At 70.1% G+C, this 11,748-nt stretch carries 9 protein-coding genes; 4 read left to right on the top strand and 5 right to left on the bottom strand.

The window, feature by feature from the left end; all coding sequences use genetic code 11:
• Window positions 1-276 precede the first annotated feature (276 nt).
• The 3 genes from ppdK to ACFYOP_RS02360 all read right to left on the bottom strand — a co-directional run bounded on the left by ppdK (window position 277) and on the right by ACFYOP_RS02360 (window position 5,595).
• Window positions 277-2,985 (bottom strand): pyruvate, phosphate dikinase, encoded by a 2,709-nt coding sequence (gene ppdK / locus ACFYOP_RS02370; protein ID WP_356890023.1) that lies wholly within the window; start codon window positions 2,983-2,985, stop codon window positions 277-279.
• 1,098 nt (window positions 2,986-4,083) lie between these two features.
• Window positions 4,084-5,238, bottom strand: coding sequence for a tRNA dihydrouridine synthase DusB (dusB, locus tag ACFYOP_RS02365; RefSeq protein WP_356890021.1), 1,155 nt, complete (start codon window positions 5,236-5,238; stop codon window positions 4,084-4,086).
• 126 nt (window positions 5,239-5,364) lie between these two features.
• Complete coding sequence (locus ACFYOP_RS02360; RefSeq protein ID WP_356890019.1) at window positions 5,365-5,595, bottom strand: DUF6243 family protein; 231 nt, start codon at window positions 5,593-5,595, stop codon at window positions 5,365-5,367.
• 354 nt (window positions 5,596-5,949) lie between these two features.
• Here ACFYOP_RS02360 and ACFYOP_RS02355 point away from each other — a divergent pair, with 354 nt between their 5' ends.
• A complete protein-coding gene (locus ACFYOP_RS02355) occupies window positions 5,950-6,972 on the top strand; it encodes an aldo/keto reductase (protein ID WP_356890017.1) in 1,023 nt (340 codons plus the stop codon).
• 52 nt (window positions 6,973-7,024) lie between these two features.
• The gene (locus ACFYOP_RS02350) at window positions 7,025-7,633 is read left to right on the top strand and encodes a TetR family transcriptional regulator (protein WP_356890016.1); all 609 of its coding nucleotides are present in this window, start codon (window positions 7,025-7,027) and stop codon (window positions 7,631-7,633) included.
• A 418-nt stretch (window positions 7,634-8,051) separates the two neighbouring features.
• Here ACFYOP_RS02350 and ACFYOP_RS02345 read toward each other — a convergent pair whose 3' ends face one another.
• Together ACFYOP_RS02345 and ACFYOP_RS02340 are read right to left on the bottom strand one after the other, a co-directional pair.
• Window positions 8,052-8,264 (bottom strand): hypothetical protein, encoded by a 213-nt coding sequence (locus ACFYOP_RS02345; RefSeq protein WP_356890014.1) that lies wholly within the window; start codon window positions 8,262-8,264, stop codon window positions 8,052-8,054.
• 136 nt (window positions 8,265-8,400) lie between these two features.
• Window positions 8,401-9,783: a glycine--tRNA ligase gene (locus ACFYOP_RS02340; RefSeq protein WP_356890012.1), complete on the bottom strand. Its 1,383-nt coding sequence runs from the start codon at window positions 9,781-9,783 to the stop codon at window positions 8,401-8,403.
• Between the two features lie 144 nt (window positions 9,784-9,927).
• Here ACFYOP_RS02340 and ACFYOP_RS02335 point away from each other — a divergent pair, with 144 nt between their 5' ends.
• Both ACFYOP_RS02335 and ACFYOP_RS02330 read left to right on the top strand, forming a co-directional pair.
• Complete coding sequence (locus ACFYOP_RS02335) at window positions 9,928-10,953, top strand: metal ABC transporter substrate-binding protein (protein ID WP_356890010.1); 1,026 nt, start codon at window positions 9,928-9,930, stop codon at window positions 10,951-10,953.
• Window positions 10,954-10,982: 29 nt separating this feature from the next.
• Window positions 10,983-11,747: a metal ABC transporter ATP-binding protein gene (locus tag ACFYOP_RS02330; RefSeq protein ID WP_356890008.1), complete on the top strand. Its 765-nt coding sequence runs from the start codon at window positions 10,983-10,985 to the stop codon at window positions 11,745-11,747.
• Window position 11,748 lies beyond the last annotated feature (1 nt).

The following is an 11,748-nucleotide window of genomic DNA, read 5'->3' as shown; positions in this document are numbered from 1 at the left end:
AAGCCGGAAGCTAAATTGCTCCGTAATTCAACTGACTCAGGATTCAAGAGGAACCTTCTGAAACTCCCGCCGGGCCGGCTGGGCCGGCACCACGTAGCCGGCAGCCGGCCACCGCACGAGGGGCCCAGGACATGCGGAAGGGGCGGGCGCCCCGCACAGGCGCCCGCCCCTTCTCTGGTGAGCCGGAACCGCCACCGGGCAGCCGGTGAGGGTCGAGGTACCGGGCTCCGGGTTTTCGTGCCCCGGGCCCGGTGGCGGTTCCGGGGTCCGTTGGTCCTAGCGGGAGTCGCTGCCGGCCGACTGGGCCGCCGCGCGGCCCGCCTCGAGCCGCGCCACCGGGATGCGGAACGGCGAGCAGGAGACGTAGTCCAGGCCCACCTCGTGGAAGAAGTGCACCGACTCCGGGTCACCGCCGTGCTCGCCGCAGACGCCGAGCTTGAGGTCGGGCCGGGTGGCCCGGCCGGCCTCGACCGCGCTGCGGACCAGGGCGCCGACGCCGTCCTTGTCGATGGTCTCGAAGGGCGAGACCCCGAAGATGCCCTTCTCCAGGTACGCGGTGAAGAAGCTGGCCTCCACGTCGTCGCGGGAGAAGCCCCACACGGTCTGGGTCAGGTCGTTGGTGCCGAAGGAGAAGAACTCGGCGGCCTCCGCGATCTGACCGGCGGTCAGCGCGGCACGCGGCAGCTCGATCATCGTGCCCAGCGCCAGCTCCAGCTCGATCCCGGTCCGCTGCTGCACCTCCGCGATGACCTGCTCGGCCTCGTCGCGGACGATTTCCAGTTCCTGGACGGTGCCGACCAGCGGGATCATGATCTCGGCGCGCGGGTCGCCCTTGGCCTCGACGCGCTGCGCGGCGGCCTCGGCGATCGCCCGTACCTGCATGGTGAACAGGCCGGGGATGACGAGCCCGAGGCGTACGCCGCGCAGGCCCAGCATCGGGTTCTGCTCGTGCAGCCGGTGCACGGCCTGGAGCAGGCGCAGGTCGTTCTCGTTGTGGTCCTTGCGGGCCTCCGCGAGGGCGACGCGCACCGAGAGCTCGGTGATGTCGGGCAGGAACTCGTGCAGCGGCGGGTCGAGCAGACGTACCGTCACCGGCAGTCCGTCCATCGCCTCGAACAGCTCGACGAAGTCCTGCTTCTGCTGCGGGAGCAGCGCCTTCAGGGCGTCCTCGCGCTCGTCGTCGGTGTCGGCGAGGATCAGCTTCTCGACCATCTCGCGGCGCTCACCGAGGAACATGTGCTCGGTCCGGCACAGGCCGATGCCCTGAGCGCCGAAGCGGCGGGCGCGCAGCGCGTCCTCGGCGTTGTCGGCGTTGGCCCGTACGCGCAGCCGGCGTACGCGGTCCGCGTAGGCCATGATCCGGTGGACGGCCTGGACGAGCTCGTCGGCGTCGTCGGCGCCCGCGTGCATCCGGCCCTCGAAGTACTCGACGACCGGCGACGGCACGACGGGGACCTCACCGAGGTACACCTTGCCGGTGGAGCCGTCGATGGAGACGACGTCGCCCTCCTCGATGACGGTGCCGTTCACCGTCAGCCGGCGGCGCTTGGTGTCGACCTCGAGCTCCTCGGCGCCGCAGACACAGGTCTTGCCCATGCCGCGGGCGACGACGGCGGCGTGCGAGGTCTTGCCGCCGCGGGAGGTCAGGATGCCCTCGGCGGCGATCATGCCGTCCAGGTCGTCCGGGTTGGTCTCGCGGCGGATCAGGATGACCTTCTCGCCGGAGCGCGACCACTTGACCGCGGTGTAGGAGTCGAAGACGGCCTTGCCGACGGCCGCGCCCGGGGAGGCGGCGATACCGCGTCCGAGCAGCTCGGTCTTCGCCTTCTCGTCGAAGCGCGGGAACATCAGCTGCGCGAGCTGGGCGCCGTTGACGCGCTGGAGCGCCTCGGCCTCGTCGATCAGGCCCTGGTCGACGAGCTGGGTGGCGATGCGGAAGGCGGCGCCGGCGGTGCGCTTGCCGACACGGGTCTGCAGCATCCACAGCTGGCCGCGCTCGATGGTGAACTCGATGTCGCAGAGATCCTTGTAGTGGTTCTCCAGCGTCTCCATGATCTGCATCAGCTGGTCGTACGACTTCTTGTCGATGGACTCGAGGTCGGCCAGCGGCACGGTGTTGCGGATACCGGCGACGACGTCCTCGCCCTGCGCGTTCTGCAGGTAGTCGCCGTAGACGCCCTGGTGGCCGGAGGCGGGGTCGCGGGTGAAGGCGACACCGGTGCCGGAGTCGGGGCCGAGGTTGCCGAAGACCATGGAGCAGATGTTGACGGCCGTGCCGAGGTCGCCGGGGATGCGCTCCTGGCGGCGGTAGAGCTTGGCGCGGTCGGTGTTCCAGGACTCGAAGACCGAGCAGATGGCGAGGTCCATCTGCTCGCGCGGGTCCTGGGGGAAGTCGCGCCCGGCCTCGGACTTGACGATCTTCTTGAACTGCTTGACGAGCTTCTTGAGGTCGGCGGCGTCGAGGTCGGTGTCGACGGTGACCTTCTTGGCGGCCTTGGCCTCCTCGAGTGCCTCCTCGAAGAGCTCGCCGTCCACGCCCAGCACGGTCTTGCCGAACATCTGGATGAGACGGCGGTAGGAGTCCCACGCGAAGCGCTCGTCGCCGGCCTGCTGGGCGAGACCCGCGACCGAGGCGTCGGAGAGGCCGATGTTGAGGACGGTGTCCATCATGCCCGGCATCGAGAACTTGGCGCCCGAACGCACCGAGACCAGCAGCGGGTTGTCGGCCTGGCCGAGCTTCTTGCCCATCGTCGTCTCGAGGGCGTCGAGGTGCGCACTCACCTCGTCGCGCAGCGCGGGCGGCTCTTCGCCGCTCTCGAGGTAGACCTTGCACGCCTCGGTGGTGATCGTGAACCCGGGGGGGACCGGAAGACCGAGGTTGGTCATCTCGGCGAGGTTCGCGCCCTTTCCACCGAGCAGGTCCTTGAGCTCTTTGTTGCCCTCGGTGAAGTCGTAGACGAACTTCTGATCTTTGTTTTCCGACACGGGTCTCGACTCCTCGAGGACTCGGTGGCTGCCCTGACGGCGAGGAACATACCCAGATCGAAGGCATCTCGGTACGTCCACTTGCGCGTCATACGGCCTTAACCACTCGTCCGCCAGCAGATCGAAAGTCCCGGGGGATGCCGGGGGTGCTCAGGGTTTGTTCAACTCTTGAACTGATGATCACGCGACGTTGCGATCACGAGCGCTGTACACACACAGCGCCACAAGACGCTCCATGAAGCGAACCCCAAAAGGGTGGCACTCAGTGCCACCCTTTGGAAAGTGCAGCCGCTCCGTTTTCGCTCATCTGAGCGCACCCCCTATCAGGGGTGGCGAGGATCACGCCGCCGGAGGCCACGGAATTCCATCATCCGGACCGGTCGGCGACCTCCGTAACGCGCCGGGACACACCGGCTGAGGAGGCCGAGATCCGCGTCCTCCGGGCTCCGGCCGGCGCTTCCCCGGCGAGTCGACTGCGGCAGCAGCGAGGCGGCACGGGCCCCGCGCGACCTGCGGCCTCCGCCGGCCTGGTGCCGTGCGGGGAGTCCTCGACCGCCAAGCAGGTGTGCGGCGGCCCCGACCCGGTCCGCGGCCGCCCGGTAGGGCGGGGTGCGGCGTCGTCCGTACGGTGTCGTGGGCCGACGGCGTGAAGGAGAACGGCACTTCGCCCGGCGCTCCGGTGATCACCGTGTCGACGACGATCCGAGGCGAGGCGCCGACCAGGGCGAACGGCACCCTCTGACGCTCCGGTTCGGCCGGCAGCCGACGGGCGCCGGGACGCAGCGGGGCCCTGACCCGGACCTTCCGTGGAAGAGGTCACCGAGCGCGGCGCTCACCTCGCCCGCCCGGGAGGCATCGGGAGGCATGAGAGCCGCTGACCCGCATCAGATGAGCGGCTGTGTCCTCCACCGTCCGACCGGCCGACCACCCGCGGCGCGTCCGCGTCGGACAGCCGGTGGCGGACAGCCGGTGGCGGATGGCGGGTGACGGGTGACGGGTGGCCGAGCGTGGCCGGGACCTCCTTGGTCGCCCGACCATGTCCCAGGGCCGCCCTGTCGAATGGACCGACGACCGCTACGCGGCGGGCAGCGTCGACGCTCAGCCGCCGGACGTGTCGAGCTCGGCCTCCGCGCCGATGCCCGCGCAGTCGTACGGGTCCTTCAGCCAACCGTCCGGAAGGACGACCCGGTTGTTGCCGGAGGTCCGCCCGCGCGGACCGTCCGCGCCCGTCGGCCACGGCTGATCCAGATCGAGCGCGTTCAACTGAGCGCCGAGCTCGTCCAGCGACGAGGTGACCGCCAGCTTCTTGCGCATCTCCGAGCCGACGGCGAAGCCCTTCAGGTACCAGGCCACGTGCTTGCGGAAGTCGATCACGCCGCGGGACTCGTCGCCGATCCACTCCCCCAGCAGCGTCGCGTGCCGCAGCATCACCTCCGCGACCTCGCGCAGCGTCGGCCGAGCGTAGCCGTCCGGGCGGCCCTCGAAGGCCGCCACCAGGTCGCCGAAGAGCCACGGCCGGCCCAGGCAGCCGCGCCCCACGACCACGCCGTCGCAGCCCGTCTCGCGCATCATCCGCACGGCGTCGTCGGCCGACCAGATGTCGCCGTTGCCCAGCACGGGGATCTCGGGGACGTGCTCCTTGAGGCGGGCGATCGCGTCCCAGTCGGCGGTGCCGCCGTAGTGCTGGGCCGCCGTGCGCCCGTGCAGGGCGATGGCCGTGACGCCCTCCTCGACGGCGATGCGGCCCGCGTCGAGGAAGGTGATGTGGTCGTCGTCGATGCCCTTGCGCATCTTCATGGTGACCGGCAGGTCGCCGGCGTTCGTCACCGCCTCGCCCAGGATCGCGCGCAGCAGCGGCCGCTTGTACGGGAGCGCCGAGCCGCCGCCCTTGCGGGTGACCTTGGGGACCGGGCAGCCGAAGTTCAGGTCGATGTGGTCGGCCAGGCCCTCGTCCACGATCATGCGCACCGCCTTGCCGACGGTGACCGGGTCCACCCCGTACAGCTGGATCGAGCGCGGCGTCTCGGTCGCGTCGAAGTGGATGAGCTGCATGGTCTTCTCGTTGCGCTCGACCAGCGCGCGCGTGGTGATCATCTCGCTGACGAACAGGCCCTTGCCGCCGGAGAACTCCCTGCACAGGGTGCGGAAGGGCGCGTTGGTGATGCCGGCCATGGGCGCGAGGACGACCGGCGGCTGCACGGCGTGCGGGCCGATCCGGAGCGTGTTCGTGGAGGCGGGGGCGAGCGTGGTCATTCGCCCATTGTCCCGCACTCGCGGGGGTGCGGGGGCGAGGGACGGACGGGCGGGACGGAGGTGCGGGCGGCGGCGCACGAGCAGGGGCCCGGACCGCGTGATGCGGTCCGGGCCCCTGCGTGCGGATCAGGCCTGGGCCTGGCTCTCCTGCTGCGCCGCCGCGCCGTCGGTCTGCGGCTCGGCCTCCGGCGCGACATCGAGGGCGCGCTCACGCATCTTGCGCACCAGCTCCTGCTTCTGGTCCTCGGACGCCTTGCGGTCGACGTCGCGGGTGAGGCCGCTCGCCTGCTGTTCGGCGCGGGACATCTTCTTGCGCTGTCCACCGACACCGAGAAGGTTGTTACGGCTCTTGGCCATGGGGTTCTCCCATCGTGGGTGAGAAGTGACTCGGGAAGCGTCTGACGGGGGCGGGAGACCGCCGCCCTCTCACTCGTAGATCTGGAAGAACGAAGACATGGCCTGACGGTACCGCGTCCGCGAGGCGGTCGGCAGCCACTTTTTCGCTGCGGCGCCCGCGGCGGGCGAGCGCACGCCGGCCGAAGACGTCTCCGCAGTCAGCCGCCTTCGCCCGCGCTCACCGGGGTTCAGCGGCGTCCATGGCGTCCACCGCATTCACTCGCGCGAGCGAATGACGACTGACAGATATTGCAATCTGTCACCCGTCATGTCACTGTTGTCGGTGTCACTCGACCCACGCCTTGGGAGACTCTGATGACCACCACCACCGCGCCTGCTTCCCGCGCCCTCGGCTCCACGGGCCCGAGGGTCTTCCCTCTCGGCCTCGGCTGCATGGGCATGTCCGCTCTGTACGGCAGCGCCGACCGCACCGAGTCGGTGGCGACCGTCCATGCCGCGCTCGACGCGGGCGTCACCCTGCTCGACACGGGCGACTTCTACGGGATGGGGCACAACGAGCTGTTGATCAACGAGGCGCTGCGCACCGCCCCCGCAGCCGCTCGCGAAAAGGCCCTGGTCAGCGTCAAGTTCGGCGCGCTGCGCACCGTCGAGGGCGGCTTCACCGGAATCGACGGCCGGCCGGCCGCGGTCAAGAACTTCGCGGCGTACAGCCTCCAGCGGCTCGGCACGGACCACATCGACGTCTACCGGCTCGCCCGCCTCGATCCCGACGTCCCCATCGAGGAGACGGTGGGCGCGATCGCCGAGCTGGTCGAGGCGGGCCATGTCCGGCACATCGGCCTGTCGGAGGTCGGCGCGGAGACGATCCGCCGTGCGGCGTCCGTGGCCCCGATCGCCGATCTCCAGATCGAGTACTCGCTGATATCGCGCGGCATCGAGAAGGAGATCCTGCCGGCCGTCCGCGAGCTCGGCATAGGCGTCACCGCGTACGGGGTGCTGTCGCGCGGCCTGATCAGCGGCCACTTCTCACGCGACCGGGAGCTCGGCCCCGGCGACTTCCGCGGGATGAGCCCCCGCTTCCAGGGCGACAACCTCCACCACAACCTGGACCTGGTCGACCGGCTGCGCGCGGTGGCCGACGGCAAGGGGATCAGCGTCGCGCAGACGGCGATCGCCTGGGTGCTCTCGCGCGGCGAGGACATAGTGCCCTTGATCGGCGCCCGCACCCGCAGCCGGCTCGAGGAGGCGCTGGGCGCCCTGGAGGTCACGCTGACCGATGCCGACCTCACGGCGATCGAGGAGGCCGTACCGGCCGACGCGGCGGCCGGCGAACGGTACCCGGCAGCACAGATGGCCCACCTGGACAGCGAGAACTGAGCCGCGCGGTACCGTCTCGGTGCCCCCTGTTCAGCGAAAGGCACCAGACGCCATGACGCCCGAAGCACTGACCCCCGAGCGCATCCTCGAAGCCACCGAGGACGTGCTGCGCCGGTACGGCCCGGCGAAGGCCACGGTCGTGGACGTGGCGCGGGCACTGGGTGTCAGCCACGGCAGCGTCTACCGGCACTTCCGTACCAAGGCCGCGCTGCGGGAGGCGGTCACGGAGCGCTGGCTGCACCGGACGGTGGACGAGCTGGCGAAGATCGCCGGCGGCTCGGAGCGGCCCGCGCCGGAGAAGCTGCGCCAGTGGCTGTCGACGCTCTTCGAGGCGAAGCGGAGGAAGGCGGGCGCCGATCCCGAGCTGTTCGAGACCTTCGGCGTACTGATCGGCGAGAACAGCACCGTGGTGGAGGACCACATCGCCGACCTGGTCGGGCAGTTGAGCGGGATCGTCGAAGAGGGCGTGCAGACACACCAGTTCATGCCGGTGGAGCCGCAGGGCGCGGCACGGGCGGTGTTCGACGCGACGACCCGCTTCCACGACCCGGCCTATGCACCCGAGTGGTCGAAGCCGGGGATCGACGCCGAGTTCGCGGCGGTCGCGGACCTCTGCCTGCGCGGGCTCACGGCCCGACCGACGGACCAGCCCGCGGGCTGAGGAGAGTCGGCAGTCGCGTCGGCTGTGGCCTCTCGGGGCGGGTTCCCTGGGCAGGGCACCCGGTCGTGAGCGCTCCACGTGGCAAAGCCCGCGCCCGAAGCCCTCACGCCGCCGAGCGCGGCCTGCTCGGCAGGCGCCGGGGCCGCGAACCCGCGGCGGCATGGGCCTCGCGCCGCCGGGCCGCGTCGCAGGACCCACGTCGTACGTACGGCCTGCGCCCTGCCGCAGGGCGGCCCACGGTGCCGAGCCCTCACGCCGCCCGGGGCCTCGGCCAAATGCCGGGGCAGCGGACCCGTGTCCGCAGGGTGTCGCGCGCCGCATCGCGGGGCCCGGCCCGGCCGGGTCCACCCGTCCGGCCCGCGCCGTGCCGCACGGCCGCTTCACGACGGTCAGGGCCGCCAGGGCCGTGCCGCGGGGCTCAGCCCTCGCCGGCGGTCGGGTCGACGGTCGCCTGGTGGGCCTGTGTCAGGTGTTCCTCGGCCTTGAGCCACGGCAGGAACTGCGCGTTCTTGCGCCAGTCGCAGGTGCCGCAGCTCAACTGCCGCTGGATTCCCGCCTTTTCCACCCGTACCACGTGTTCGCGTCCGTGCTGGTCCCATCTGCGGACCTTGCTGGTCGTCATGGACGGCATATGTGCCTCCTGTGCCTGGCCTGCCTGTACCTCGGCCTGCCTGTGGGTGCGCGCGGGCCCAGTGTGCACGAAGCCCCCGGTTCCGTTACCCGGAACCGAGGGCTTCGAACGCTGTGAACGCGTCGGAGGCGGGGCGTCAGCAGCCCAGCAGACGGCTGCCCAGGTAGCCCTGGATCTGGTCGAGGGAGACACGCTCCTGCTTCATCGTGTCGCGCTCGCGCACGGTCACCGCGTTGTCGTCGAGGGTGTCGAAGTCGACGGTCACGCAGAACGGGGTGCCGATCTCGTCCTGGCGGCGGTAGCGGCGGCCGATGGCGCCCGCGTCGTCGAACTCGATGTTCCAGTTCTTGCGCAGGTCGGCGGCGAGGCCCTTGGCCTTCGGGGAGAGCTGCGGGTTGCGGCTCAGCGGCAGCACCGCGACCTTGACCGGCGCGAGGCGCGGGTCGAGGCGCATCACGGCGCGCTTCTCCATGACGCCCTTGGCGTTGGGCGCCTCGTCCTCGTTGTACGCGTCGAGCAGGAAGGCCAGCATGGCGCGGCCGACACCGGCCGCCGGCTCGATGACGTACGGCGTCCAGCGCTCGCCGGCCTCCTGGTCGAAGTACGACAGGTCGGTGCCGGACGCCTTGGAGTGCGCGGAGAGGTCGTAGTCGGTGCGGTTGGCGACGCCCTCGAGCTCGCCCCACTCGCTGCCGCCGAACTGGAAGCGGTACTCGATGTCGGCGGTGCGCTTCGAGTAGTGGGAGAGCTTCTCCTGCGGGTGCTCGAACCAGCGCATGTTCTCCTCACGGAGACCCAGATCGCGGTACCAGTTCCAGCGCTGGTCCATCCAGTACTGCTGCCACTCCTCGTCCTCGCCCGGCTTGACGAAGAACTCCATCTCCATCTGCTCGAACTCGCGGGTGCGGAAGATGAAGTTGCCCGGAGTGATCTCGTTCCGGAAGGACTTGCCCATCTGCGCGATGCCGAACGGCGGCTTCTTGCGCGAGGTCTGCTGCACCTGGCCGAAGTTGGTGAAGATGCCCTGGGCGGTCTCGGGGCGCAGATAGGCGACCGAGCCGGAGTCCTGCGTCGGGCCGAGGTGGGTCGAGAGCAGGCCGGAGAACTGCTTGGGCTCGGTGAAGGTGCCCTTGTTGCCGCAGTTGGGGCAGTTCAGGTCGGCGAGGCCGTTCTCGGGGGCGCGGCCGTGCTTCTCCTCGTACGCCTCCTCCAGGTGGTCGGCGCGGTAGCGCTTGTGACAGGAGGTGCACTCGGTCAGCGGGTCCGTGAAGGTGGCGACGTGGCCGGAGGCCTCCCAGACCTCGGTGGCCAGGATCACCGACGAGTCGATCCCGACGACGTCCTCGCGCGAGGTGACCATGTAGCGCCACCACTGGCGCTTGATGTTCTCCTTGAGCTCGACACCCAGCGGTCCGTAGTCCCAGGCGGCCTTCTGGCCGCCGTAGATCTCGCTGCAGGGGTAGACAAAGCCACGGCGCTTGCTCAGGTTGACGATCGTATCGATCTTGTCGGCGGCCACGGTGCTCTCTTCATTACGACGACGACGAACGGAGAATGACTCAGGTTACCGGCGGCGCTACCCCCGGGATCAAATCGGATCGGACGGAGGTGCGGGACGGACGTTTATTGACAATCGTTTCCGTCTTTGTTGAAAATGAGTGTCATGAACGTACGACGCCTCATACCCACCGCCGCCACCGCCGGAGCAGTCACGCTCGGCCTCCTGGCCGTTTCCGCCTGCTCCACCTCCGACGCCGCGAGCGTCGACGGCGACGGCGACGGCGACGGCAGGCTGAAGGTCGCCGCGTCGTTCTACCCCATGCAGTATCTCGCCGAAGAGATAGGTGGTGACAAGGTCTCCGTCACCACCCTCACCAAGCCGGGCGTAGAGCCGCACGACCTGGAGCTCAAGCCCCGCCAGACCGCCGAGCTCAACGACTCCGGTCTGATCCTCTACCTCAAGGGCGTCCAGCCCGCCGTCGACAAGGCCATCGACCAGAGCAGCGTGAAGTACAAGGTGGACGCCACCACGCTCACGCGCCTGGAGAACTTCGACACCTCCGGCGGGCACGAAGAGGCCGGGCACGAAGAGGCCGGGCACGAAGAGGCCGGGCACGAGGAACCCGGACACGAAGAGGCCGGGCACGAGGAGCACGAGGCCGAGGCCGGCGCCGACCCGCACATCTGGCTCGACCCGGTGAAGTACGCCGAGGTCGCCAAGGGTGTCGGCGCCCAGATGGAGAAGGCCGACCCGGACCACGCCGCGGAGTACCAGAAGAACACCGACGCGCTGGTCACGAAGCTCACCGCCCTCCACACCGACTTCGAGCAGGGCCTGAAGAACTCGGACACGAAGACCTTCATCACCACCCACTCCGCCTTCGGCTACCTCGCCGAGCGCTACGGCCTGGAGCAGGAGGGCATCTCGGGCGTCGACCCCGAGTCCGAGCCCAGCCCGGCGCGGATCAAGGAGCTCCAGACCATCGCGAAGAAGGACAAGGTCACCACCGTCTTCTTCGAGACGCTGGCCAGCGACAAGACCGCGAAGACCCTCGCCAAGGACACCGGCCTGAAGACCGACGTCCTCGACCCGCTCGAGGGAATCACGGACCGGTCCAAGGGCGATGACTACATCGAGGTCATGCGCTCGAACCTCGCCGCGCTGCAGAAGGCCCTCGGCGCGAAGTGACGCAGTACCACCAGGAGAGGCGGCCCCCCATGAGCACCGAGCCGGTCATTTCCGTCCGCGGAGCCCGCGCCACGCTCGGCTCGCGCCCCGTCCTGCGCGGCATCGACCTCACCGTGGACCGCGGTGAGGTCGTCGCCCTGCTCGGCGCCAACGGCTCCGGCAAGTCCACCGCCGTGCGCTCGGTGATCGGCCAGGTGCCGCTCACCGAGGGCCGGATCGACCTGTTCGGCACGGAGCTGCGCCGTTTCCGGCAGTGGGCGCGGGTCGGTTACGTGCCGCAGCGCACGACCGCCGCGAGCGGTGTGCCGGCGACGATCCGCGAGGTCGTCGCCTCGGGCCGGCTCTCGCGTGCCCGTTTCGGGCTGCCCTCGCGCGGTGACAGGGCGGCCGTGCAGCGCGCCATCGAGCTGGTCGGCCTGGGCGACCGCGCCGGGGACTCCGTCGGCGCCCTGTCCGGCGGCCAGCACCAGCGGGTGCTGATCGCCCGGGCGCTCGCCGCCGAACCCGAGCTGCTGATCATGGACGAGCCGATGGCAGGGGTCGACCTGGCCAGCCAGGAGGTGCTGGCGGGGACGCTGCGCACGCAGGTGGCCGCCGGTACGACGGTGCTGCTGGTGCTGCACGAGCTGGGACCGCTGGAGCCGCTGATCGACCGCGCCGTGGTCCTGCGCGACGGCTGCGTGGTCCATGACGGGCCGCCCCCGGAGGCCGTCGGCCAGCACGCCCTGCCGGGCCACGACCACGTACATCCGCACGCGGCCGACGAGCCGCTCCGCACGGGACTGCTCACATGAT

Source organism: Streptomyces sp. NPDC006294 (assembly GCF_042870895.1).
Classification (GTDB): domain Bacteria; phylum Actinomycetota; class Actinomycetes; order Streptomycetales; family Streptomycetaceae; genus Streptomyces.
This window is presented reverse-complemented; position numbering and strand designations above follow the sequence as displayed.